Here is a 24128-nt window from a genome sequence, read left to right on the forward strand (position 1 = left end):
AAACGATTGACAACCCGCCCCGTTCGAAATAATATAAAAACATACTCAAAAGAATGTAAATATCACTTCGCAATGGGAGACGACAATGAGATCCTCCGAAAATATTTTAAAAGCCGTCGACGCATTGGCCGAACGCCTGCCCCGCGACAAAATTACGTTTGCCGAAATTGCCAAGGAAGCGAACGTGCATTGGACAACGGTTCAAAGGCATTTCGGCGGAAAAGCAGCGTTGAAAGCGTACCTTTTACGGCATCACCTTCAGCCTGGCGCGGACACGAAGTCCAAAATCCTCATTTCCGCCCGCCGCGTATTTGCAAGACACGGTTATGACGGCGCTACGCTTGATCTGGTCGCCCATGACGCCGGTCTGACAAAAGGGGCCGTCTATTGGCACTTTTCAAGCAAAAGCGATTTGTTTCTCGCCCTGTGCGAACAAAGCTTGAGCAAGCTGATGCGCGAACTTCCGAAGCAAGCGCAGCAGGCGGCGGCTTCGCCCAACCCGTTAGAAGCGCTGCAGCTATTGCTTGAATCGGAGTTCCAATCCTGCGAGAAAGAATCGGGCGAGCGCCCGCTGCTGTTCTTCGAGTTTGTCGCCAACAGCCGCGAACCCGAAGTTCGGCACAAGCTTTCCGAAGCGTTCACCGCCTTGTTGCTCGGCACTGCGGACGTCATGAAAGATTTGCAGCGCCAAGGACTCGTCCATGAACGGCCGGATCCGCATGCGTTATCCGTCGTACTTCACTCTCTGATCAACGGGATTGTGCTCATGTGGCTGCTGGCGCCGGATCAAGTTTCCTTCAAAACGCTCTCCCAACAATGTTCCCAAATTCTGTGGCACGGTATTCGCCCGCACAACAGGATCGATTAGCGCCCGTATCCATACGGGTTTTTCAACGGCTGAGACATACCTATGAGTATGTAAATATCGCAAATCTATTTAACCCAGGTTTTGAACATCCACGTAAACGTGCGAAGGAGCGGATTGAACATGTGGACGTTTGTCATCTTTTTTCTTATTGTGCTATTGGTTGGATGGTTGTGGTATAACCGGTACCGGGTTAAACAAGCACAATTCAAATATCCCCCGGCCGGGCAATTCGTGTCTGCCGAAGGCATTCGCCTGCATTATATAAGCAAAGGTACCGGAAAGCCGATCGTTTTTTTGCACGGGGGCGTGCTGACCGGGCGGGACTTCGAGCGGGTATTGGAGCTTGCGGCCGAGGAAGGGTATCGGGCGATAGCGTTCGACCGCCCCGGATACGGCTATAGCGAACGGCCCCGGAACGAAGCGGCAACCCCGTTCGTTCAAGCGCGGCTCCTCCACGCCGCTTTGGCAGAGCTCGGGATCCGGAAACCGATTCTGGTCGGACATTCGTGGAGCGGCGCGTTGGTTCTGTCGTACGCCTTGCTTTATCCGGGGGAGATGGACGGAATCATCACATTGGGCGCGGCGATGTACAAGGAAGGGTATCCGGCGGAGCACGGCGACCCTCTCTCCAAGCTCGCAACGTCGCCGATCGTTGGGGATCTTCTGCTTCATACGCTGCTGCGAAGCCCGATTGCCACTTTCATGACGGACCGGATGCTGGAGGCGACCTTTGCCCCGGAACCGGTTCCTCCCGGCTATCGGGAGGAGGCTCACGCGTTGTGGCTGCGGCCGGGTCAGTTTAAAGCGAACCGGGAGGATGTGTTGTCCTTCGTCCCCGCCGTCGAAGAAATGAGCGGCCGATACAACGAAATCGGCGTCCCGGCCGTCATTGCGGTCGGAAGCGAAGATCCGTTCGGCACTCTTGAACAGGCATATCGGCTAAAAGAACAACTCAAGCACGCCGAGCTCATCGTTATGCCCGAGGTCGCCCATATGATCCCGCAAAACCATCCGGAGCGGGTCATGGAAGCCGTCAATCGATTGGCAAAGCTGCGAGCTTCTTAATCTTCGAACGTCCATGCCGGATTCCAGACGATTTCCCGCAGATGCCCGTCCGGATCCTGAAAGCGGCCGGAATATCCTCCCCAGAACGTGTCATGGGCGGGGTCCGTGATAACGGCTCCCGCCTCAAGCGCTTGCGCCATAATCCGGTCCACTTCCTCCTTGCTTCCGACGTTATGGCCGATCGTCATTTCGGTTGCGCTTCGTAAATGTTAAAAAGCCGTCAGTACGGCAGCTTCGTTTCCCTTCTTACTTCTTCGACGATCGCCTTTACTCCTTCCTCGATCCGTTCAGGCCGCGCACGCGAAACGCTAAGCCGCAAAAACTTCTCCTTATCCCGATAATCGGATAAATAAAAAGATTTTCCCGGCACGACAATAACATCCCTTGCCGCGAGCCGTTTCGTCAAACGCTCCAAGTTGACCTTCTGCGGCAGCTTCAGCTGCAAGTAAAACCCCGAATCGACGCGCGACGCTTCGATTAATTCCGGATCGCTGAACTTTAGCAAAGCCTCGTTCAAAGCGCGAATCCGGGCGGCGTATTGATCGCGTATTTTCCGCTTATGGCGCTCGTACATTCCGTTTTTAATATAAACATCCAGCGCCGCTTGGGACAATAACGAAGTATCGGCATATCTTCTATACCTTCGGAACGTCTCCAGCAATTGCTCCGGCAGAACGGCGACGCCGAGGCGCAAGCCCGGAAAGATAATCTTCGAGAAGCTTTTTAAATAAACGACATGCGACGTTCTGTCATAGGCATAAATGGGGTCAAAACCCCGCTCTTCGCCTAAATCGGCCATATAATCGTCCTCTACGACGTAAACGTCGTATTTGCCGGCCAGCTTCGCCACCGCTTTCCTCTGCTCGGCGCTTAGCGAAGTGCCAAGCGGATTATGGAATCTCGACATCGTATAAAAAAACTTGATCTCCCCGCCTTTGAATTTCTCCTCCAGCATTTCAAGATCAAGGCCAGCCGCCGTACGTGGGATGCCGCAAACCGGCAAGCCCTCCTCCTCCAGAAACCGCAAATAAATATCGTAAGTCGGCTGTTCGACCAAAATAACCGATTTTCCGTTCGGAAACGGCATCTTCGCCAACAGTTCCAGCGCCTGCTGCACCCCTGAGGTCACAACGATCGACTCCGCTTTGGCAAACACTTGACCGCTCTCCAAATGGGAAACGAGCGTATGGCGCAGCTTATCCAGACTCTTTGTAGTAAACAGCTGATGCTTGTAAGTATCGATCGCCTTGATCAAGCAATGCCGGAAATCCATATACGGAAAGACGCTTGAATCGGGCGACGGAGAAGAAAAATCGATCGGTTCGCTCTCCTTGTCGTCAAATTTCTGGCCGGTCTTCTCCACGACGTAATAGCCGCTTTGCGATATCGGGTAGATCGCGTGGCGTTTTTCTAATTCGGCGTAAGCCCGTACGATCGTCGCCGTGCTGCAGCCGTAAAGCTTCGCCGCGCCGCGGACGGAAGGAAGCTTTTGTCCCGGGCGGTACTGCCCGTCGTTTATTTTTTGCTCCATATCCGACAGGATGGATAAATATTTTTTCATGCCGCGCCTCCTTGTTCCGATGCCGCTCTCTCCCGTCATTCTAGCCGACCCGTCCAACTGTATCAATACAGTTTAACGAATCTCGCATTGTTTCGGTTCTTAATTCGCATTACGATTCAGTCAGCGGGTATCGTTCGCGAACAAACTCCCCGATATTCCGTGAAAGGAGGGTTTCGGATTAACCATAATAGATTATCGCTTGCCTATCTATGCGCGGCGCTTAACGCGGCAATCATCGGCTTTTCGTTTCTGTTTGTCAAAATCGCGCTTGAATACGCAAGCCCTATCGATACGTTAACCTACCGTTTTGCCGTTTCGTTTGCAGCGATGACGTTTCCGGTCATCTTCCGCCGCATTCGGCTGAACTATCGCGGCAAACCGCTTCTGACGGCGCTGCTCCTCGCCATGATGTACCCGCTTGCGTTTTTTGCGTTTCAAACGTACGGGCTTCGCTTTGCGACTTCTTCCGAAGGAGGCATTTTGTTTGCTTTTGCCCCCGTATTGACGATGCTGCTGGCGGCCATTTTTTTGAAGGAAACGACGACCTTACTGCAGCGCTTATCCATCGGCCTGTCGGTCATCGGCGTTATTTTCATCTTCTTGATGAAAGGCAGCGGCTTCGAACTATCGAGCATGACGGGGATTTTCCTCTTGTTCCTGTCCTGCCTTTCCATAGCCGGCTACAACGTCTTGGCCCGCTCGATTCTACGAACCTATCGCCCGATGGAAATCAGCTATTTGATGCTCGGAATCGGCTTCATCGCCTTTTTGGCCGTATCGTTGTCCGGTCACGCGGCCGCCGGGACGTTTGACCGCCTGCTGGCGCCGCTCGCCGAAGTCAGGTTCATGATGTCGATTCTGTACCTTGGCGTCATGTCCTCGCTTGTGACGTCGCTGGCCGCCAACTACGCCTTGTCCAAAATGGAAGCATCCAGAATGAGCGTGTTCTCCAATTTGTCGACCGTTGTGTCGATCGTTGCCGGGGCGGTTGTCATGGGGGAACCGATCGAGGCGTACCACATTGTCGGCTCGGCGTTGATTATTGCGGGTGTGCTTGGCACCAATTATTTCGCAGCGAGAAACACAAAGCCGCGGCCGCTGCAGTCCGAAAGCGCGGATGCTTGAACGTCGGGCTTGATTTTCGATTTTTAAAATTTAATAGAGGAGCTGACTGCAAGTGTCATCCGTTGCGTCAACCGATTGCTTTACCGTTATCCGGGAACGTCATTCCGTCAAACATTTTGATCCTTCGCATCAACTGAGCGAGCAAGCCGTCCAAGAGCTTCTCGAGATAGCTTCCGGCGCGCCGTCGGCTTGGAATCTTCAGCATTGGAAGTTTCTTGCCATAGCCGACCGGCCGGTTAAGCAGAAACTGCTGCCGATCGCAAACGGACAAAAGCAAGTCGTCGAAGCATCCGTCGTCGTTGCCGTGCTTGGAGACCTGCAGGCCAATCGGAACGCCGAAGCGGTTTTCGAGCCCGACGTCCAAAGCGGCCGTCTGCCGGAGGAAGTGAAATCGGCTCTAGTCGACCAGATTGAACAAGCGTACGCCGGCAATCCCGCTTATGCGCGCGACGAAGCGATACGCAACGCGTCGCTGGCCGCCATGCAGCTGATGCTTGCGGCGAAGGCCAAAGGCCTCGATTCGTGCCCGATGGGCGGGTATAATCCGGACAAGCTCGCTCAGGAATTCCGCATTCCGGAGCGATACGTCCCGGTCCTTCTGGTCGCGATCGGCAAAGCCGCCGCCCCCGCCCGTCCGTCTATGCGGTTTCCGGTAGAGCAGGTAATGGTTTGGAATGAATTTTGAGGCCGCGGCCGTTTACGGAAAAACAAAAAGGTCCCCCTATAGCTCTAGGGCGACCTTTTTGTGCTTGATAAGCTCTTTAAAACGGCCCGTTCTATGAGAGCTCCAGCCATCGCTCCATCGGCTCGTCCAGCCTGACCTGCAGCTCTTCCCGCTTCTTCCAAGCGGCTTCGAGCTTCGCCGTATCGGAAGGCTTACCGCCTGTCCGCATATTTTTTCAGCATATTTTCGAGCATGTTCCTGAGCTGGCCTCTCCATTCCTCGGGACCTTCGATCTCGGCCTCTTCCCCGAAGCTTGCGACTACCGGGAACAACCATTTCGATTCCTCCGGCGAGCTTAAGTGCAGCGTAATCGTTAGCGATCCGTCCGGATGATGCGTCTTTTCCGAGTCGTGGAAATAATCGAGAGCTCTTGCGAGCGATCTTGGGGAGAATCGAATCCTGACGGCAACCGGGTCCGCCGGTTCAGGCCGGTTGAACGCCTCTCCCGATTGTACCGGCATCGCATGCTGCCGATGGAACGTATCCGGCAACGCTTGAAGCCGATCCATGCGGGATAACCTGAATTCCCGGTAATCGCTTCGCGTTCTGCAATAGCCGTACAAATACCAGGTTCGGTTTTTGTACATCAGGCATACCGGCTCGACGGTGCGGCAGGTCCTTTCGCCTTTCAAGCCGATATATTCCATATAGACCGGTTTGCGCGACTTGATGGCCGACTTTAACAAACGCAGCGATCCTTGAGGCGTCCATCGGCTTTCGATGTCCAGGATCATGCCCGGCCCCGCACCCTCCGTACGGATCGTCTGCAGCTTGCGGGCGGTGTCCATCGTTTGCTCGTCCATGAACACCTTGGATAAGCTGTTCAGCATCGTCAGGAGCGTCTCGATATCGAACGAATTGAGCAGGCTTTTGTCCAATTTGTACGTCTCCATGATCCCGTACCCGCCGTTCACCCCCTGATAAGAAACGACAGGAATGCCCGCCGCGCATATGGCGTCGATGTCCCGGTAAATCGTCCGCTGCGACACCTGGTATTTCTCCGCCAATTCGGAAGCTGAAATCACTTCATGGTTCAATAACATGTAGATCATGGAGATAAGCCGTTCGATCTTCACTCAAATTCCCCCGAGTTCCCGTTTCCAATTGTTCTTCTTCGCCGCAACGGAAATTCCTCCGATGATACGTTCATGCGACAGGATATCACAACAAGCCTATAACGGCGAGCTTTTCTTTTTGTACAAAAAAGATAAATCCGGTTTGAATACGACCCGGCACACTGTCTCGACCCATTTCATAGAAAAGATAAAGGTCATGGCTGCGGCAAACAGAACGAGAAGCAGTTGATCCGCCCATGTGTGGATATGCCGGAAAATGTCTTGATGCTCCATAATGAGGAGCACAAAACCGTGCAGCAAAAAGGGATACATCGTCCGAATGCCGGGTTCGCTGATCGTTGTCCGCCTCGTTGGAATTAAAGAGAGAACGCCAATGGACAGCATGACCGATACGGCTGCAATTCCGATCCTGTAGATGCCCGCATACCATTCCGTGCTGCCCAGCTTGGCATAGGTGTAGCTGCCCCAAAGCCATTCACAATTGAGGCGCTGGCCATAGAGGAACAGAAAACCCAATGTGAGGATCATGATAAGCGCAGACGCGATCTTGACCGGCCGTTTAAATAAATAGCCGAAGTATTCCCTTTTCATATAATAACCGGCCAGGAAAAACGGAAAGAAGTTGATCGCCCGGAGCGCCGACAGCGTGTATCCCAGCGTTGAGACGTAGCCGGCGAGAACCGCAAGGCAGCTTGCGAACAGGATCGGATACCTTAATTTCGCGAAATACGGCAGGGCGATTTTCCATATCACGACCGCAAGCAGATACCAGGTTACCCAATAGGGCAAAAAGAACGTGAATTGCAGGCTTGACCGGCCGTTCAAATAATAATCCAGCAGCGTGTACAGCGATTCAAAAACGACATACAAAACAAGATACGGGGCAAGCTTCCCCGATTTCTTGGAAAAGTACCCCGTAATAAAAACAAAAAGCGGAATATGAAAAAAGTAAATGAAATTGTACAAGGCTTTCGCGGACTCGCTTGTTGAATAAAGGGGTTCGAGCGCATGCCCGATGACCACGAGCGCAATTAAGACAAACTTCACATTGTCGAAATAATGATCGCGTTGATGAACCTCTGGCATTGCGTAAATCCCTCCCGTTGGTTTTATCAAGCTTACTTCATACGCTAACAAACCAACGGGGGAACCACATCCTTGATAATCCGCGAAATTGCCGCCTTATCCCGTCTCTGACTGTCACAGGGAAGCTGACCGGACGTATTTGCAAACTTCCTCCGCCATGATTCCGTATCCTTTGCCATGGAAGCTCTTTCCCATCCCAACTCAGCTTCGGCGTCAACCCGCGGCAACTTGCTTCTTCAACAAACGACGGCTGACAAACGCGAGGAAAATCAAACCCGATACGACCACGATCCCGCGCATACGATAAACAGCGTCTCGTACCCGGTATACTGGGAAACCAAGCCGAGAACGATCGATCCCAGCCCGATGCCGAGATCAAACGCCGTCATAAAAGAAGCGCTGGCAACGCCTCGTTTGTCGGGAGGAGCCAGACTCAAGTTCGCCGCTTGGAGCGCCGGCTGGGCGGAACCGAAGCCGATCCCGTACAGGACGGCCGCGGCGACGACGCCGGCCAGATTGTGCGAGAGGCTTAATACGACTAAGGCCAATACGGTTACCGCAAGCCCCGGCAAGATGACATAAACTTCGCCGAACCTGTCGGACAGCTTGCCGGCAATCGGCCGTGCCAGCGTCAGAGCTAACGCGTAGACCAAAAAGAACGTTCCCGAATTCACTTGAATGGAAGCCCCGAACAACGGCACGAACGTCGTGATCCCGCCGTATGCGACGGCCAGGAAAAAAAGCGCCGTCGTCAGCGGCAAGACGGACTTTTCGAATAATACGATTGTTTTGGCGGAGGATTTGGGGTGTTCCGGGATACGGGTAAAGAAGACGAGCAAAAACGCGGCCAAAGAAAAACCCGTCGCGAGCCAAAACAAGGTATGAAACCTGCCTTCGCCCATCACCCATAATCCCAGCATCGGCCCAATCGCCATCGCAACCGTCATCGCCATGCCGAACCACCCCATGCCTTCGCCGCGGCGCGAGGCCGGTATAATGTCCGCGATCGAGGTGCTGACCGCCGTCGTCGAGAACGCCCAGCCGGCGCCGTGCAGCACGCGAAGCGCAAGCAAGAGGGCAATCGTGCTTGCCCAATTGTAAAGTGCCATCGACAAGATAAATAACAGAAGCCCCCAGATCATGAACGGCCTTCTGCCGTAACGGTCCAGCAATCCCCCCACGACCGGCCGCAATACGACCGCGGTCAGCGTAAATACCCCCGCGACAAGCCCGACTTGCGACTCCGTGCCTCCCATGTTTGTAATGAATAAAGGCATAGTGGGCAGGAGCAAATAAAACCCCGTAAATAAGACCAGCATCCCGAACGTCATGAAAATAAACGGCTTCGTCCATAATTTCTCCATATCGTCCTCCCATGGCTCATAGGAAAGCTGAAAGCTCGCCGATATTCAGTCCCGCTTCACCCGCTCAATCTCTTGTTTGATCCACTCCATTTCGGTCTCTCCCAGCAGCTTGCGGTGTTCGAACACGCGCAGCAGCTGGATGCGCTGCTTCTCCGGCTCCGGTTTAAACGTTTGCAAATGAAATTCGAATTGCTTTACGTGCTTCAGATTTTGCTCCAAGAGATGCAAATATTGGTTCAGGCAAGCCAAACGCACTTCTTTATCGACATATTGAAAATAAACCATCTTAAAGCGCAGCGTATTTTGCGTATCGGCATCCATGGGCGGATCGAACGGCTCCGCCATCAACGACTGGAATCGTTCGCGCCCCGAACGGGTTATTTCGTAAATTTTTTTCGTCCTTCCTCCTTTCGTCTCCTCTTCCTCCCGCAAGTTAATCCATCCGTTCTCCGTCATGCGCGCGAGAAGCGGGTATAACGTCCCCGAGCTGATCTTCCTCCCCGTCCCGACGGCGTTTTTAAGAACATCCTGGAGCATGTAGCCGTGCTTCTCGCCCGTCATCAACTCGCCCAAAACAAACAATTCGTACAATTCCCGTACCTCGATTCCAACTCGAATTTATGTCGATTCGATATATATTATATGTCGAAGCGATATAAAGATGCAACGCATTTCTTCCCATTCGTCAAAAAAGAAAAAACTGTTTTATAATCCTGACATACAACATGTCATAATGCGTGCGCTATCCTTTATTCCGGATGCGCCGTCCAGTTCGAGATGGGAGGGGCAAAAAGATGAGGCTCGATCGCTTGCTCGGTATTACGACGGAACTATTGTCGAGAAGAAGAGTGACGGCAGCGGCGTTGGCTGCCCGATTCGAGGTGTCTATTCGTACCATTTACCGCGATATCGATTTGATTAATACAGAGAATGACCATTTTAGTGACCGGCGCGACGAGTACCGTCGGAAGGCATGTCGTAAAGCAGCTTGTGCAGAAAGGAGTACGGGTAAGAGCGGTATCTCGCAATCCGGCGATAGCGAATTTGCCGGAAGACGTCGAGGTCGTGCAAGGAGACCTGAACGAGCCGGAGTCGCTTCAACCGCTTTCAACCATATTCGCGCAGGGAAGCCGTCCGGATAATCGGCGAAGAAATCGGCAAGGACATTATTTTCGATGAGCTTACGGAGGATGAAGCCAGGCACAATTGGAGGGAGCAAGGTTACGAAGAAGAAGATATTGAATTTTTTATCCTGATGGGCAAAAATCCGCCCAAGAACAACGGTTTTGCTGACCACGCAATACTTGGAGGAAGCGGACCGTTTGGCGGACCGGATCGCCGTGATCGACAAGGGGATAATCGTTGCGGAAGGGACGCCGTCACAATTAAAGTCGTCTATTGGCGGAAAGACGTTGACGATCCGATTGTCGGAACGGGCGGATCCGGGCATCATCAACCGTCTGTTGGCCGATTACCGTCTAACCGCTTTTATCGCCAATCGGATAGCGAGTTTTCGAGTTCGAAACTTATACTTGCTGATGTGATGAGGAAAGGACTGGCCCTTTCTGAACCGTAACCCGAAAGATAGACACTTTGAAAAAAAGTGCTTGTCTTTCGGGTTTTTGTGTTGAAATAAAAACTCGTTATACCAAATATTGAGCAAGCTGCCCGTCGTCATCGACGTATTCGATAACGGACCGGTTTGTGTTCAAATCGATATGCAAGCTGCAGCTTCGGCCGCCTTTCCGCCAGCTCAACCGAATTTCGTCCTTGGCGCTTTCTTCCACCGCGAACGCACCGTTGAACGCCTCGTATTCGTTGCGGAATCGGATCAGCTTCAGCAGCCGCTTGACGACGTCCTTGCGCAATGACAGCTCGATCTCCTCCAGCGTGAAGTTGTGCCGGTTGATCTCGCGGCCTTCACCCGTATGCTCGGCCCGCTCACGGTCGTTCTCTCCGGCCAGCAGACCGACGTAATAAACCTGAGGCACCCCGGGCGCGAAAAATTGGATGGCCCGGGCCGCCAAATACGCGTCGTCGTCGCAGCCGAGAACCGAATAATAAGAGCAGCGGATCTGGTGAACGTCGAAGCCGTCCTCCGCCTTATGCTCGTCCGAGAGGATCAGGCTCAGGTTCGAGCCTCTCTCGAGACAGACGTCTACAAGCTTCCGCGCTTCCTTCGTATCGATCAGACCGTCCAAATCCGGCTTCACGGGGATCCCGTCGTGGCAATCCAGCATCGTGAACTGTTTGTGCGGCCGGGTTTTCAAATATTGGAGAAGAGCTTCGCCGTTTTTGTTGACGAGCGTATCCAGGATACGGTACGGCAAAATAAAATCATAAATCCAGCAGCCGTATTCGGCCAGCTTGTATTGAATCGAATAATGGGAATGAACCTCGGGCAGCAGCTCAATGTCGAGCGAATCCGCCAGCTCTTTCACCCAGTCCAGGAACGCATAAATGTCCGGCTCGACGAAGAAGCAGCTGGTCCCCAGCTTCTTGATCACGTAGCCGACAGCGTCCAGCCTGACGATCTTGACGTTGTTCTTTTTAAAGTTCAAGAAAAACTCGGTCAGCAGCTGCTTGACCTTCTCCGAATGAACGTCCAGGTCGATCTGCTCGGAAGGATCCGTCTTGCCGAACGTCGTCCATACCTTCTCTTCTTCGCCGGTTTGTTCGATCGTGAACGTCGAATAGGGCACGGGCCGGCGCAGAAACATTTTGTCGATGTCCGCTTGAATCGGCTTCCCGTCCTCCCAAAGCTTGTCCAGCGTAAGGAACAGATCCGCGTATTCGGACTGTCGTCCTTTCCGAAGGAAATCCTGGAAGTAGTCGGACTGCCTGGAAATGTGATTCACCATCAAATCGACCAGAACGTCGAAGTTCTCCCCGATTTCCCGGATGTCGTCCCACGTTCCGAAGCTGGGCTCGATCTGCAAGTAAGTTAACGGGGCGAACCCCCGATCTCCCGATGAAGGAAACGGGGGAAGGATGTGAACCCCGCCTTTGAAAATATCGCGAAAGTAAGCTTCGAGCACTTGCCGAAGCGCCTTCAGGTCTCCGCCCATCGAGTCCGGATACGTGATCAGCTGCACTTGGTTTTTGACGGCCATTTTTTTTGAATCCTCCTATAATCCGTACATTTCCTTGATCGCTTCGAGCGTCGGCAAATCGGCGACCGCTCCGGTATATTTCAGCTTATAAGCGCTGACGGCAAAGCCGAGGTTCAGCGCTTCCCGAATCGTGTATCCTTTCACGGCGGCCGCGTAGAAACCGGACCAGAACGCATCTCCCGCTCCTGTCGTATCCACGACTTCCGCCGCGAACGTGTCGAAGACGCATGTTTCTTTTCCGTTCGAAGCGATCGCGCCGTCCTTGCCCAAAGTGAGGACGACCAATTTGGCGCCCAGCTCGAGAAATTTTTCGACTTGGCGCTCGGGCGTGTCCTTGCCGAACAATCTTTCCGAGTCGTCCTCGGAAGGCTTGACGATATCCGTCTTGCCGATCATGGACTTGACGTACGCGGTCCCTTCTTCTCCCCGCTGCCAGATCATCGGGTGGTAGTTGGGGTCGAAGCCCACCAAAATCCCGTGCTCCCTTGCCGTTTCCACCAAACGTTCGATCGTCTGGCGGGCAGGCGCTAACGAGATCGGCCAGCAAGAAAAATGGACGACTTTGGATTGCAGCAGCGCTTGCTCCAGCTTGGAAGTGTACTCCAAGCGATAATCCGCTCCCCGATAGAAGATCGGGACCGGCGTCGCGGTGCTTTTGGTGACGACAACCATGCTTGTGGAATGGTCGACCGATTGCACGCAATCCGTGTCGATGCCGGCTTCCCGCAGCCGTTCGATCAAATACTTCCCGAATCCGTCCTCCCCGACCGAAGCCGCGACAAGCGGACGAATTCCCAATTTTTTGGCGTTCATTGCGATATTGGAGGGAGAGCCTCCAAAAAACTTGCGGTATTCGGAGCTTTCGTGATTCTCGCCGTAATCCGAGGAGATCATGTCGATCAGAAGCTCTCCGACCGTCAAAACATCGTTTCGTTGATTCCGCCAAGCGATTTTTTCATCGAACCCAAGCAGCGGATAGGTCATTGCGTCCACCTCGTTCGTCATTTCACCGATCCCTGCATGACGCCTTCAATAATATATTTTTGAGCAAACAAATAAACGGCGATGACCGGCGCGATCGACAAGAGCAGCGAAGCCATCAACGGGCCGTAATCGGAAGTGTAGGTTCCGCTGAAATAAAAGGTCGAAAGAGGCAGCGTCCTCTGCACCGCTTCGATCAGCACGAGCGAAGGCAGCAGAAAATCGTTCCAGATCCACAGCACGTTCAGGATCGCGATCGTCACCGTCGTCGGCACAAGCACGGGAAGCACGATTTTGAAAAACGTCTGTCTGCGGTTGCAGCCGTCGATGAGCGCGGCTTCCTCGAGCTCCGCCGGAATGCTTTTGATAAAGCCGTGGTAAATAAAGACCGCCAAAGAGCTTCCGAATCCAAGATACAAGTAAATAAGTGCCGGCTTGCTGTTCAGCAGTCCAAGCGCGTCGCCGTAAATTTTGACGAGCGGGATCATAATCGCCTGGAACGGGATGATCATCGAAGCAACCATAATAAAGAACGTATATCGATTGAACCGGCTGTCATTGCGGACGAAATAGTGAGCCGTCATGGACGCGCATACCGCGATGATCGTGACGCTGCATACGGTGACGATAAGGCTGTTCGCAAAGGCGTGAACGTATTCCATTTTCTCGAAGGCGGTTTGAAAGTTGGTCCACTTCCATTCGGCCGGCAGCGAGAACGGAGCCGACGTAATCTCATTGTTGGCCTTCAGCGAATTGAGCACGATCAGGACGAAAGGCGCGACGAACAGCAGCGTCACGACGGAAAGCGCAGCCGCGCCGAGCCATTTCAATGCGGTTTTGTACAGCGGCATCACGCTTCCACCTCCATTTTCTTGCTGAAGTACACTTGAAGGAGCGTGATCGCCGCAACGATCAGAAACAGCACGAACGCTTCGGCCTGACCGGCCCCGTATTCCCGGGACAAGAACGCTTTCTCGTAAATGAACAGCGAGACGAGCTGGGTGCTGTCGAAAGGTCCGCCCTTCGTCAGCGAGACGTTGACGTCATAGACGAGGAAAGCCCGTTGCAGCGACAGGAAAATACATACGCTGAAGGAGGGCATCATAAGCGGCAGCACGATGCTGCGCAGCCTCCGCCAGCCGGTCGCGCCGTCAAGCGAAGCCGCCTCAAGCAAATCTTTCGGCACGTTCATGAGGCCCGCGATGTAGATGACCATCATATAGCCGGCGTATTGCCATACCGTTACGATAATGAGAGCCCATAGCGCTTTGTCGGGCTCGGCCAGCCACGAGCCTTCCAGCAGCGGAATCCCCAGCTTGCCGCCGACATTCACAAGCACGTAGCTGAAGATGAAATTCCAGATGAGACCGAGAATAATGCCGCCGACGAGATTCGGAAGAAAAAATCCGGTTCGGAACAGGTTGGACTTGCGGCGCCTCGTCAATACGTACGCAAGGGCAAAGGCGACGGCGTTGATCAGCACAACCGAGAACAGCACATATTTCAGCGTCATGGCGAATGAGGTCCAGAAATAGGAATCTTGCCATACCGTGACGTAATTATCGAAGCCGACATAATCGTAGGAGGTCGCGATGCCGTCCCAGTTCGTGAACGTCAAGTAAATGCCGTACAGGAACGGAGCGGCGACAACCGTCAGAAACGCAAACAAGGTCGGACCTGTAAAAAGAAGCCGAGTTCGCAGCCGATCCGCTCTTCCTTTTTCCGCAATCATGGCACATCCCTCTTCCTTCGTTCAATGCTTTTCAGGAAGGAGAGAGCGAAGGCGACAGCACCGTATTCGTGCTATTTCCAAGCCCTCCCCTTTTTTTGTTAATCCGGGTTTTCGGGTTATTTCACGGTTTTCCAATAATCCTCGATTTCTTCGGCAAGTTTCGCGCGGTCTCCGGCGTTCGCCATATACTTCTGCATCGAAGCGCCTACTTTGCTCCAGTGGTCCGCAGGCATCGATGTCATGCCGACGACCGTCGCGCCATTGCTCATATAGCTCTTGACCGACTTGGCGAGCGGATCCTGAGGCTCCAGCGTGATGTTCTTGAACGCCGGAATGATGTTGGCTTTATTCACCAGGAAGTCTTGACCGTTCTGTTCGTAGACGAGCCATTCCAGGAACTTCTTGGCGGCCGCTTGCTGCTCCGGCGTCGATTTCTCCTTGTCGATGGTCAGGCGCTTCGTGACGGCCGTCGCGATCTGCGTATTTCCGTAGTCGGCGGCATTGTCGCTGATCGGCACCGGCAGGAAGCCGTATTCGCCCGTCGCGTCGAAGCTTTTGATGTTCGGCCAAGCCCAGTTGCCCATGAACCATAGTCCGACGTCGCCTTTAGCCAGGTACTCCGGACCTTTCTCATACGGAGGAGAGAGCGGGTTGTCCTTGGTGATGTTGTATTCCTTCATCAGATCGAACGTATCGATCAGGCCGTTGAACACCGTATTGCTTGCAAGGTCGACGGATCCCGCTTTCAGATCCGAAATGAATTTCTCCACTTGGGCGTAATCGCTCGATTGGTCCGCGTACAAGAAGTTCATGTAATGCGCCCCGAGCGACCAGTCCATCGGAGAGACGTGGATCGCTTTTTTGCCGCTCGCTTCGATTTTATCGAACAGCGCTTTCAGATCGCTTCTTGTCTGGATCGTCGCCGGATCGAAGCTGCCGCCGACGGCCGCGTCAAGCACCTTCTTGTTGTAGACGAGCGAGAAGCCTTCTACCGCAAACGGGAAGTCCAGCACTGTGCCGTCCGCTTTCGTCAGGCTGTTGTCGATGGCGTCCGCAACCCACTTTTCGCCGGACAAGTCGAGAATGCGGTCCTTGAATTTCGGGACGTCGGCCGGATCCAGCATGAGAATCGTCGCCGGATTTCCCGCCGCGTACATCTGCGACGCTTTCTCGAACGGGGATTGTCCGCTGGACGTGCTCAGAATTTCCACCGTCACGCCCGGATAATCGTTGCTGAACGTCTTTGCCGCTTCTTCCAGCTGCGCTTGAATTTCGCCTTTCGAGTTCAGAAACGTGATCTTCGCCTTCAAGTCCGAGGACGTTGCCGAAGGAGAAGCGCTTTCAGCCGCCTGCGATGCGGACGGCGATTCCGGCGTCTTGTTCCCGCCGCCGCCGCACGCGGTAACGGCCATGACCAAAGCAAGCATGAGACCTAACCAGCCAAACTTTCTTTTCATCCTGACTACCCCCACTCGATTATGTTGTTACCGTTTTCATGGATTCGATTATATATGTCAAACGTTTTCATGTCAATCGTTTGACATATAAAAAAAATTTAAAAGCCTGCGCTTGGTTCGCAGGCTTTTTCAAGCATGTTCATGTCGTTTCCCTCTCCACCAGCTCGATCGGAAATACGTTCTCCATTTCGTACGGCTCGCCGTCCATCTGTTTCCGGATCAGCTCTACCGCCGTTCGCCCCATTTCCGCGATCGGCTGCCGGATCGTCGTAATGCCCGGGCTGGCCCAGGATGCCATCCGGACATCGTCGTACCCGACGATCCGAATATCGCCGGGCACTTGCTTGCCGAGCTTGCGGCACCACTTCAGGACGAAAGCGGCGATGATGTCGCTCGTTGCAAATACGCCGTCGATATCCGGATGATGCTCGAACAGCTCGGCGATAATGCGGTCATACTCCGACTGATCGAATACGTTCATGTCGGTTTGCAGCGTCGTAAACCAGACCCCGCTCTCCTGTGCGGTCCGCTCGAACGCATACGTTCGCCGATTCGCAAGCATGTCCAGCCGGAGGTTGCCGCAAATATGGGCCAACTTGCGGCAGCCTTTGGCGATGAGCAGCCGGGCCGCCCGTTCTCCGCCCCGCTCATTGTCCGAAGCGACAAACGGAATCCCGTCGATCCGACGGTCCAGCGTGACGATCGGATTGTTCAAGTTCCGGTAATCTTCAATTTCCAGCGTATGGCTTCCCATGATAATCCCGTCCACGCGATGGCGCCTCATCATTTCGATATATTCCCGCTCTTTGTCCGGATCGCGATGCGAGTTGCAGAGCAGCAGCTTGCAGCCGTATTGATAGGCGTGGAACTCTACGGCATTGGCGAACTCCGCAAAAAAAGGATGCGAAATTTCGGGTACGATAAGACCGATCAGATTCGATTGCTTGCGCAGCAAGGAACGGGCGATTTCATTGGGTTGATACTGAAGCTCCTGCATCGCGCGATAAACGTTTTGCCTCGTCTTCTCGCTAATATACCCTCTATTGTTTAACACCCGGGATACCGTCGTTACGGATACGCCCGCCCGTTCCGCCACGTCATTGATCGTCGACATAAATTCCTATTTCCCCTCGTTAATTGTTCCGAATGAAAGTATCGGTCACTCTTTATTTGACTGCACATCTTCTTCCTATTTATCTTACCCCGGCGAAAGGGAGGAATAAAGTCTCTTTTGCATGGCGCCCGCCCGATATTCCCCCGGCGTTAACCCCGTCCATTTTTTGAAGGCGGCTTGAAAAGCGCTGGGCTCCGAATAATGCAGAAGGTAAGCAATCTCTCCGATGGCATGCTCCCGTTTGTTCAAATATTCCATCGCCAATTCCTTGCGGACTTTGGCCGACAGAAGATTATACGAAGTATTCTCTTCCTTTAGTTTCGCTTGCAGGGATCTCGTGCTCATGTTAAAAGCTTCGGCGGTCTGCTGTACCGTAGGAAAAGAAGCCGGCATCGATTGAAGGATCCACCGAAACACCCGGTCGGAAAATTCCGTTCCGCCGAGCAGCCGGCTTCTAATTTGTTCAGCGATCGATTCAAAAGATTTCCGCAATCCGGGATCCGAATACAGGATCGGATCATGCAGCACTTCCTTGCCGAGCCGAATATAATTGTCCTTGCCGCCAAATCGCGGCTCAACTCCAAATACATCCAAGTAAGGGCCGAGATCTGCAGGACCGGCATGCGCGAATCGAATCTCCCGCACGGCAACGGCCCGATTGCTCATGCGGACGATCAAATGGTACAACGAGCTTATCATATCTTCCATGCAATGCCGCGAAATCCGGGAAGAGTCGGGATAATAAAACCGGAGACAAACGTCCTCTCCAAGCTCCTCCCAATCGAGATTGTAGCCGCTGCAAAGAATAACGTGATACCTCCGGTACGCTTGCAGCGCATCGGCGATAGTTGCGGAATGCAGCATCACATAACCGAGAATCCCCATATCCGCGATATCCGTCAGCCGTCCCTGGTTTAACCCGAAGTAGTCGTCGTCTGTATATTGGGCAGCTTCGTTCATTAACCGCATCAGCTCCGTTTCATGAATACGGGCTTCCGCATCCTGCAGAAGACTGGCGTCGAAGGATACGCGCTCGCAGAAACGTTCAAAGTCGAATCCTTTTTGAACGATCGTTTTCATAATGGGGTAGATCATGGAAACGGCAAAATCCCGTGCATTACTCAAACGGTCGGCCTCCCTTTTGCGTAAAATCATAAGATTTATACGTACCGTATCATATACCTGCCGCATGAATTTTTTTATGCTACGTATAGAGCTGCTTCCCATCATATCACAAATGACGCCGATAGAGCTCAAGCGGCCGCAATGGAGCAGCCGATATCGATTCGATTATCAAAGGGAGGATTCCGAAAAATATGAACATTCTTGTCATCATGGGGCATCCGGATCCGGAGAGCTATTGCTCCGCTTTATCCCGGGCTTATATAGACGGCGCCGCACAACAAGCGGCGCAGATTCGGACGATTGATTTAAGCCGAATTTCGTTCGATCCGAACTTGAAATACGGGTACCGGAAAAGAACCGAACTCGAAGACGATCTCGTAAAAGCGCAGGAGCTTATCTCCTGGGCCAATCATCTTGTCATTGTTTACCCGACTTGGTGGGGCACGATGCCGGCTGTTCTGAAAGGATTTTTCGACCGCGTTTTTTTGCCCGGATTTGCCTATAAGTATCGGGACAATTCGCCCCTGTGGGATAAGCTGCTGACCGGCAAAACCGCGCATTTGATCGTCACCATGGACACTCCTTCGTGGTATAACCGCTTGATATACAAGCAAGCCGGCCATCTCGTGATGAAACGAAACATCCTCAAGTTTTGCGGGATTAAGCCGGTCCGCGTAACCGAATTCGACGGAGTCAGCTCATCATCGGACGAGCGGCGCGCGCAATGGCTGGAGAAAGCGAAACGGCTCGGCGCCAAGCTGGCTTAACGGCTTTTAGCTTCTTGTGTTGGAGCAGTAAGCCTAGATTGCGGTGCACCGCTCCTTCGGAAGAAGGGCAGCAAGGTCATCAGTCCAAAAACCGCCAATAACGCGCCGATCCATAAAGGGGATATGAGACCATATCCTGCGTCGATCGTTAGTCCTCCGGCAGCGGAACCGACAACGACGCCTAAGCTGATGACGGATCCGTGTACGGTGGTCACGAGCGATCCCGTGCCGGCGACCCGCGTAATGCGGGTTGCCATTGCGGGATTCATCGGCACGCCTGCCAAGCCGGTCAATATAACGGCGATGATGGCGATTGCGCCAATGTCGGCGAATAGCCCGAATAAGACCAGCGCGAGCGTCAGCATAAGAAGCCCGATCGTTAGAACAGGCATCATGTAACGGTCGGAAAGCCTGCCGGTAACGATATTTCCGATAATCGTCGCCACACCGTAGACGGCCAAGAGAAGCGGAACCGTCTTCGCGGAGAATCCTGAGAGGTCGGTTAGAATCGGCGTAAAGTAACTGAATGCGGCAAAAGTGGCGCCGATAATCAGCATGCTGGTTGCGTACGCAAACCAAAGACTGCGGTTCCTGAAAGCTCCGAGCTCGTTTCGAATAAGTACAGTTTCCGGCTTCGGCGACGAAGGAATAACCCATTGCCCCAATACCCCCGCCAACAGAACCATGACGACAACCGCCCAGAAGCTTGCGCGCCATCCGAAATACTGGTCGAACAACATGGCCATCGGCAGTCCGATTGCGGTAGCGACCATTAATCCTCCAAGGACGATGGAAGCCGCCCGCCCGTGCGACTCCGGGCGGACCAAGCTGAAACAGATGCCAAGCGCAACGCCGAAGCAGGCGGAAGAAGAAATGCCGGTAACGATGCGGGCAAGCATCATCACCTCATAGTTGGGGGCTAATGCGCCAAGCGTCTGTCCGGCAAGGAAGACGAAGGAAAGCGTCATGAAGGCTTGCTTGCGGGGCATCTTAAGCAATCCGACCGTCAACATCGGACCGCCGACAATCATTCCTGCGGAGTAAGCCGATACAAGGTATCCGATTGCCGCAACCGAGACACCGAATTCCGCCGATAACGACTGCATTAATCCGGAAACCATAAATTCGGATGTGGTTTGGGAGAAAATCATGAAACCCAGCACATAAATAGCGAATGGCATACCGATAACAACTCCTCTTTCATTCATATTTTAACAATCGGTACAAAATTAATTGTGTAATGATTAGTACAAAATTGCGCGCAAGACGCCCAAGCAATAATGTCGGTTATTACTGCTTGGCGCCAATTTCACGGTTAGAGTGCGGCCAGCGTTCCTTCGACCACGTCCAGCAAAGCATCGCGGTCCTGCTCGACTTTACTGAGAACGCGCAATCCGTAATAGCTGCTTCTATAAAATCTGGCCAATTCCAATGCGGAACGTTTAGAAGAAATTTCTCCCGAGCGTTGGCCAAGAGCCATAACGTGGCATAACGCTTGCTCCAGCCGGGCGAAATGATGCGCAACCAAACGCGCGACTTCCGGGTCCTTCCCCCCGCGCTCGATAGCGGCGTTAATGGCCAGACATCCTCTTCGGTCCGGATCGTTCATATCGATATCGATAACCGACTCCATTAACGCGCGCAGCCGGTCTTTAATCGGACCCGGACGCTCCAAAATCTCCATATTGGCTTGATGGCCCAATTCAAAATACCGCTGCAACGCTTGCTTATATAAATTGTGCTTACTGCCGAAAGCATTGTACAAACTTCCGCGCCCAAGCCCGGTTTGCTTGCATAAATCCTCCGTCGAGCATTCTTCAAAGCCTTTGACCCAAAAAACGTCCATAGCCGAATCCAGTACCGCCGTATCTTTGAATTCGCGCGGCCTTCCGCTCATGCCTATCACCCTTTCCTCGATATATGTATTTGAATGATTAGTACAATATTACACGCATGCGGTCTGCATAATATTGGCATCCCCGCCATTTCTCATTCTATTCATTTTGTATCAACCTGTCAATAATGAACCGAATCCCTTTTGCATGCCCCGTCCGCGCTGGATGAACCCTGTTCTCATCGATATCTGCGATGGCGCGCAAATAATTTGACCCTCACATTAATGTGAGGGTTTATAATGAAAAAGTATACGACGTGAAGGAGACGCTTCGACATGAGAATCGGAGAACTGTCCGCGCGTACGGGGGTTAGCATTCGTTCGCTGCGTTATTACGAGCAGCAGGGCTTGCTCGCTCCCGTCCGGCATCGGAACGGCTACCGGGAATATTCGCCGCTCGCGGAAGAGCAGGTGCAAACGATAAAGTTTTATCTGGGTCTTGGACTATCGACGGAGCAAATCGCGGGATTTCTGCATTGCGTCCTTAAGAACAAGGAAGCGTTCTGCAGCGAAGTGCTCCCCGTTTACCGGCAAAAGCTTGCGGAAATCGACGATCAAATCCGGCTCCTGCAACATATCAAGACGAATTTGGAGGATCGCATCGCCTCAATCTTGAACGAACGGCGAATCGACGGAACGGAAGGATAACGGTTAGTTACAAATGGCGGCCGACGAGATTTTTTAACTCGTTTTTAGACTTGAAGCCAACGTATTTGTCGACGGGTTGACCGTTCTTGAACACGATGAGCGCCGGGAGGCTCATAACCTTATAACGGCTAGGGGCTTCCGGCTCGTCGTCCACGTTCAGCTTCACGATCTTCAAGTTCGGCAATTCCGCATCCAGCTCTTCCAGAATCGGCGCGATCGTCTTGCACGGCGGACACCAGTTGGCCCAGAAGTCGACAAGCACCGTCTCGCCTTCTTCGACCGCAGCATTGAAACTCGCGTCCGTTATAGTTCCAATGGGCATCTTTAATCTCTCCTTTATTTAACCGTGTGGAGTCATCATAACCCCTAACACCGGTGTCAGGGTCAAGAGATTATTTTCATTCAAGCCAAACAAAAGGCTGGCCCGAAGGCCAACCATTTGCGTTTGCGAAGTCGTTACTCTTGCGGCAGCATGTGGATGCGATCAATGAAACTTAGCGGCTTCATCCACAGCATTCGGCTGCAACGACTCGTTGGCAAGCCGCAGAGCCATCTATCACCCTCGACAACTCCGTTCCGGTTACTCTTCGTTTGCAAATAGATCCGGCACGATGTCGTAAATATACTGGTTCACCCAATTCCAAGCATGGGTGCCTCCATCGGCTACGATGAAGTAAAGATTTCCTTTTGTCGTATCCGATGAATAAATGAAGACATCCGTTAATTCCTTCATCGCATCGATCTGAGGCTTCAAGTTCGGATACGCGATATCCAAGTTGCCTGTGGCGCTGAAAATGTAGTAATCCTGCGGCGCATAACCGGAATCTCTTGCAACATTTGCAAGGTATTCCGCCGTTTCGTCCGGCATAGTACCGCCGCCTCTCTGACCCATTACCCAGCTATCGCCGCTGAGCGGCACGTAATACTTGAAATAGTCAAGGGCATTTACAAAAGTGTACCACGTCGTGACGGAACCCATGGAGAACCCGCCGAATGCACGATGCGCTCTAGACGCTTCCAAATCATCCAAACTTGCGGAATCGGCGTAGGTATTGTACGTAGTCTCGACTAATGGAACAATGTCGTTGATCAATTCCTCGTGAAATAAAGCGGGTTCGTTTTTTCCGCCATAGAATGTAGGCGTCACCACAATAAGCGGCTCGATGTCGCCGTTTGCAATCATATTATCCAAAATTTTCTTCAGTTCTTTGCTCTGGCCGGGTCCGCCGAAGATGAGATCCTCGTTCTCGCCGCCGCCATGCATGAGATAGAGAACATTATATTTCTTATTCGTATCGGAGGCGTCATAACCGTACGGAACATAAACATGCAGTTTCTTATCGTCCGTACCGTTATTTCCATTAGGTGTTTTGTACGCTAAGGTTTCAATCGTCCCCGGTTTATCGCTCTCCATTCGGTATTCGTCCGGAACCGCCTTGAAATATTTCTCGTTTGCCGCTTCTTCCGTCATTTCTAACTTGCCAATGGCATCCTTTAAAGCAGCGTATTGCTCATCGATTTGGGTTTGAGTGACCTCGTCGCTTATGAGGATACTTTCGGTGGTCGTAACGATCGCATCCATTACGATATTTGCATTTTTGTAAAGCGTGAAGTCCATCTTCTGCGTACTCTTGATCAAATTGATGAGATCATATGGATTCCGTCCGCTGACTGCAGGCTTGGTCTTGCCGGCAAGTAAAATTTCACCGAATTTCGACGTGTCGTTCCATGCGCCGCCAGTAGAATCGAATACATTAAGGCCACCGATTCGTTCGCTTCCTTCGGCGTCATTAATCTGCAATTCGATGCCAAGCACCTTTGCATTTTCCGGCACCGACTTGAGTGCAATTCTTGCTTCGACGACATATCCGTCTTCCGTTACTTTCGCGGACGTGTAAATCCGCTCGGGCTTTCCGTTGTCCACAGTCAGAGCATTTTCGTAGTTTACGCGAAGATGCACATCATCTACGCCATATTCTTGTGTCTTGTCATTGTTCTCGTCTAAAAATATTTCCAACGAATCTTGCATGTGCGGCGTTCCGGATTGTACGGATAAGTTTTTATCTTTGACTTCTGCAAGGATATACAGCGCACGCTCATCCCATAACGCTTTAAAAGTTGCGGAAGTGCCGCTATTGCCCGAGATGTATTTCGGTGAAACCGGTTGCGCCTTGTCCCATACGGCGTCTGCTTTCCCGTCAATGACAGGCGAGCCGAAGTAGGCAACCATTCTACCTTGGGAATCGAATCCGTTCTTATCTACAGGTACTTTTCCAGAACCGTTGGCCGCAGCTGCAGAGACGTTAGGCCACATACCTTGCAAAGACGCAAACGCTAGCGATACAACGACGAACAACATCATGACGGGGTGCAGAAGCAACCTTTTCCCTTGTTTCATAAAAAATGCTCCTCCTCGTAATTTAGCGAT

The 24128-nt window shown here is 52.6% G+C and carries 23 protein-coding genes and 3 pseudogenes; 9 read left to right on the forward strand and 17 right to left on the reverse strand.

Translation table 11 applies throughout. The features are described from left to right. Positions 1–85: 85 nt before the first annotated feature. Together ACFSW5_RS20990 and ACFSW5_RS20995 are read left to right on the forward strand one after the other, a co-directional pair. Complete coding sequence (locus ACFSW5_RS20990) at positions 86–868, forward strand: TetR/AcrR family transcriptional regulator (RefSeq protein ID WP_379277486.1); 783 nt, start codon at positions 86–88, stop codon at positions 866–868. A gap of 120 nt (positions 869–988) precedes the next feature. After that, positions 989–1933, forward strand: a complete 945-nt coding sequence (locus ACFSW5_RS20995; protein WP_379277489.1) for an alpha/beta fold hydrolase — start codon at positions 989–991, stop codon at positions 1931–1933. On the opposite strand, the pseudogene ACFSW5_RS21000 reads toward ACFSW5_RS20995, so the two are convergent. Together ACFSW5_RS21000 and ACFSW5_RS21005 are read right to left on the reverse strand one after the other, a co-directional pair. Beyond that, positions 1930–2133 (reverse strand): annotated as a pseudogene (locus ACFSW5_RS21000) (VOC family protein); the annotation flags it as partial. The gene ACFSW5_RS20995 and the pseudogene ACFSW5_RS21000 overlap by 4 nt on opposite strands. 20 nt (positions 2134–2153) lie before the next feature. Beyond that, positions 2154–3494, reverse strand: coding sequence for an aminotransferase-like domain-containing protein (locus ACFSW5_RS21005; protein WP_379277492.1), 1341 nt, complete (start codon positions 3492–3494; stop codon positions 2154–2156). Between the two features lie 87 nt (positions 3495–3581). Between ACFSW5_RS21005 and ACFSW5_RS21010 the strand changes: the two genes are divergently transcribed. Next, a complete protein-coding gene (locus ACFSW5_RS21010; protein ID WP_379277494.1) occupies positions 3582–4619 on the forward strand; it encodes a DMT family transporter in 1038 nt (345 codons plus the stop codon). A gap of 52 nt (positions 4620–4671) precedes the next feature. Further along, complete coding sequence (locus ACFSW5_RS21015; protein WP_379277497.1) at positions 4672–5304, forward strand: nitroreductase family protein; 633 nt, start codon at positions 4672–4674, stop codon at positions 5302–5304. A gap of 191 nt (positions 5305–5495) precedes the next feature. Here the strand turns inward: ACFSW5_RS21015 and ACFSW5_RS21020 are convergent, their stop codons facing one another. From ACFSW5_RS21020 to ACFSW5_RS21035, 4 genes and pseudogenes are all read right to left on the reverse strand, one after another. After that, positions 5496–6419, reverse strand: a complete 924-nt coding sequence (locus ACFSW5_RS21020; RefSeq protein WP_379277499.1) for a helix-turn-helix transcriptional regulator — start codon at positions 6417–6419, stop codon at positions 5496–5498. A gap of 96 nt (positions 6420–6515) precedes the next feature. After that, positions 6516–7505, reverse strand: a complete 990-nt coding sequence (locus tag ACFSW5_RS21025; RefSeq protein WP_379277501.1) for an acyltransferase family protein — start codon at positions 7503–7505, stop codon at positions 6516–6518. A 213-nt stretch (positions 7506–7718) separates the two neighbouring features. Beyond that, a pseudogene (locus tag ACFSW5_RS21030) lies at positions 7719–8869 on the reverse strand (MFS transporter). A gap of 45 nt (positions 8870–8914) precedes the next feature. Further along, complete coding sequence (locus ACFSW5_RS21035; RefSeq protein WP_379277504.1) at positions 8915–9460, reverse strand: PadR family transcriptional regulator; 546 nt, start codon at positions 9458–9460, stop codon at positions 8915–8917. Positions 9461–9663: 203 nt separating this feature from the next. Between ACFSW5_RS21035 and ACFSW5_RS21040 the strand changes: the two are divergent. The 3 genes and pseudogenes from ACFSW5_RS21040 to ACFSW5_RS21050 form a co-directional block, all read left to right on the forward strand. After that, positions 9664–9792, forward strand: a pseudogene (locus ACFSW5_RS21040) (HTH domain-containing protein); the annotation flags it as partial. A 7-nt stretch (positions 9793–9799) separates the two neighbouring features. Then, entirely contained in the window at positions 9800–10048 is a 249-nt protein-coding gene (locus tag ACFSW5_RS21045; protein WP_379277825.1) for an SDR family oxidoreductase, read from the forward strand. 107 nt (positions 10049–10155) lie between these two features. Further along, complete coding sequence (locus ACFSW5_RS21050) at positions 10156–10413, forward strand: hypothetical protein (protein WP_379277506.1); 258 nt, start codon at positions 10156–10158, stop codon at positions 10411–10413. A 99-nt stretch (positions 10414–10512) separates the two neighbouring features. Here ACFSW5_RS21050 and gtfA read toward each other — a convergent pair whose 3' ends face one another. From gtfA to ACFSW5_RS21085, 7 genes are all read right to left on the reverse strand, one after another. Continuing rightward, positions 10513–11982: a sucrose phosphorylase gene (gene gtfA, locus ACFSW5_RS21055; protein ID WP_379277511.1), complete on the reverse strand. Its 1470-nt coding sequence runs from the start codon at positions 11980–11982 to the stop codon at positions 10513–10515. A 15-nt stretch (positions 11983–11997) separates the two neighbouring features. After that, positions 11998–12966, reverse strand: coding sequence for a carbohydrate kinase family protein (locus tag ACFSW5_RS21060; RefSeq protein ID WP_379277827.1), 969 nt, complete (start codon positions 12964–12966; stop codon positions 11998–12000). 17 nt (positions 12967–12983) lie between these two features. After that, on the reverse strand, positions 12984–13814 hold the full coding sequence (locus ACFSW5_RS21065; RefSeq protein WP_379277514.1) for a carbohydrate ABC transporter permease: 831 nt from the start codon (positions 13812–13814) through the stop codon (positions 12984–12986). Then, positions 13814–14695 (reverse strand): carbohydrate ABC transporter permease, encoded by an 882-nt coding sequence (locus tag ACFSW5_RS21070; RefSeq protein WP_379277517.1) that lies wholly within the window; start codon positions 14693–14695, stop codon positions 13814–13816. Before ACFSW5_RS21070 ends, ACFSW5_RS21065 begins: the two co-directional genes overlap by 1 nt. A 116-nt stretch (positions 14696–14811) precedes the next feature. Then, positions 14812–16152 (reverse strand): ABC transporter substrate-binding protein, encoded by a 1341-nt coding sequence (locus ACFSW5_RS21075; RefSeq protein ID WP_379277520.1) that lies wholly within the window; start codon positions 16150–16152, stop codon positions 14812–14814. Positions 16153–16291: 139 nt separating this feature from the next. Further along, positions 16292–17266 (reverse strand): LacI family DNA-binding transcriptional regulator, encoded by a 975-nt coding sequence (locus tag ACFSW5_RS21080; RefSeq protein WP_379277522.1) that lies wholly within the window; start codon positions 17264–17266, stop codon positions 16292–16294. Between the two features lie 84 nt (positions 17267–17350). Continuing rightward, on the reverse strand, positions 17351–18391 hold the full coding sequence (locus ACFSW5_RS21085; protein WP_379277525.1) for an AraC family transcriptional regulator: 1041 nt from the start codon (positions 18389–18391) through the stop codon (positions 17351–17353). Positions 18392–18582: 191 nt separating this feature from the next. Here ACFSW5_RS21085 and ACFSW5_RS21090 point away from each other — a divergent pair, with 191 nt between their 5' ends. Further along, complete coding sequence (locus tag ACFSW5_RS21090; RefSeq protein WP_379277532.1) at positions 18583–19158, forward strand: NAD(P)H-dependent oxidoreductase; 576 nt, start codon at positions 18583–18585, stop codon at positions 19156–19158. On the opposite strand, the gene ACFSW5_RS21095 is transcribed toward ACFSW5_RS21090, so the two are convergent. Next, entirely contained in the window at positions 19155–20339 is a 1185-nt protein-coding gene (locus ACFSW5_RS21095; protein ID WP_379277537.1) for an MFS transporter, read from the reverse strand. The two genes, ACFSW5_RS21090 and ACFSW5_RS21095, sit on opposite strands and share 4 nt — an antisense overlap. Before the next feature lie 134 nt (positions 20340–20473). Further along, complete coding sequence (locus tag ACFSW5_RS21100; RefSeq protein WP_379277540.1) at positions 20474–21055, reverse strand: TetR/AcrR family transcriptional regulator; 582 nt, start codon at positions 21053–21055, stop codon at positions 20474–20476. A gap of 273 nt (positions 21056–21328) precedes the next feature. On the opposite strand from ACFSW5_RS21100, the gene ACFSW5_RS21105 reads away from it, so the two are divergent. Then, positions 21329–21700, forward strand: coding sequence for a MerR family transcriptional regulator (locus ACFSW5_RS21105; protein ID WP_379277542.1), 372 nt, complete (start codon positions 21329–21331; stop codon positions 21698–21700). A gap of 7 nt (positions 21701–21707) precedes the next feature. Here ACFSW5_RS21105 and trxA read toward each other — a convergent pair whose 3' ends face one another. Together trxA and ACFSW5_RS21115 are read right to left on the reverse strand one after the other, a co-directional pair. After that, positions 21708–22022 carry a thioredoxin gene (gene trxA, locus ACFSW5_RS21110; protein ID WP_379277546.1) on the reverse strand — a complete coding sequence of 105 codons (315 nt, stop codon included), beginning with the start codon at positions 22020–22022 and terminating at the stop codon, positions 21708–21710. Between the two features lie 258 nt (positions 22023–22280). Further along, entirely contained in the window at positions 22281–24098 is a 1818-nt protein-coding gene (locus ACFSW5_RS21115) for a sugar-binding protein (protein WP_379277550.1), read from the reverse strand. Positions 24099–24128: the final 30 nt, after the last annotated feature.

It is taken from the genome of Paenibacillus thailandensis (assembly GCF_042685365.1).
GTDB classification, from domain to species: domain Bacteria; phylum Bacillota; class Bacilli; order Paenibacillales; family Paenibacillaceae; genus Paenibacillus_AP; species Paenibacillus_AP thailandensis.